Origin of the sequence: Vaccinium witches'-broom phytoplasma str. VAC (assembly GCF_000309405.1) — a bacterium.
Lineage (GTDB): Bacteria > Bacillota_I > Bacilli_A > Acholeplasmatales > Acholeplasmataceae > Phytoplasma.
Window position 1 is genome coordinate 1 of sequence record NZ_AKIN01000195.1, and the last position, 299, is coordinate 299.

General features: G+C 24.1%; 1 pseudogene. It reads left to right on the forward strand.

The annotated features are described in order from the left end of the window. A pseudogene (locus RI68_RS02885) lies at positions 1–299 on the forward strand (DNA double-strand break repair rad50 ATPase); the annotation flags it as partial.

A 299-nucleotide genomic window follows, 5' to 3' on the forward strand; every position in this document is an offset into this window, starting at 1 on the left:
ATTTACTTATGTTTCTTTTATAAACCAAAAGAACCATCTTCTAAATATGTCGGACAATTAATTAATGAAATCGATAAAGCCATTGACAAATACGACCAAACTATCAATGATTATCAAGGACTTAAAACCGATTGGGAAGGAGAATTAAAAAAATGCGAAGAAGAATTAAAAATATTATATGAAAAACAAGAACTTAACCAAGAACAAAAAGTTAAAATAAAAGATGCTTTAACTAAAAATGAAGAAAAAATTAAAGAAATTAAAGAACAATTAAAAGAGACATCAGATAATATTGAAAT